The 296-nt window shown below is 65.9% G+C and carries 1 protein-coding gene; it reads left to right on the top strand.

Features of this window, described 5'->3' with window-relative positions; all coding sequences use genetic code 11:
- The coding region (locus KUM49_RS47065; protein WP_217243159.1) for a hypothetical protein at window positions 1-296 on the top strand (296 nt) is incomplete at both ends.

Raw genomic sequence — 296 nt, 5'->3', positions numbered from 1 at the left:
CAGCAGGTCGTGGATCGGCATGACATCTATCGCACGGCTTTCGTGTGGGAGGGATTGAGTGAGCCGGTCCAGGTCGTGGTCCGCCGGGCCGTCCTGCCGGTTGTTCCGGTGGAGCTGAGCTGTGTCGGCTCTGCTGCTGTGCAGGAGCTGATCGCTGCGGCGGGGCCGGTGATGGATATCGGTCGTGCCCCGCTGATGGACGTGTATACGGCTGCGGAGCCGGCGGGTGAGGGCCGGTGGCTGGCCTTGCTGCGGATGCATCACCTGGTCCAGGACCACACGACACAGGATGTGCT

Source organism: Streptomyces sp. AC555_RSS877 (assembly GCF_019049245.1).
Lineage (GTDB): Bacteria > Actinomycetota > Actinomycetes > Streptomycetales > Streptomycetaceae > Streptomyces.
The sequence above is the reverse complement of the archived record's forward strand: the minus strand, read 5'-3'. Positions and strand labels throughout refer to the sequence as shown.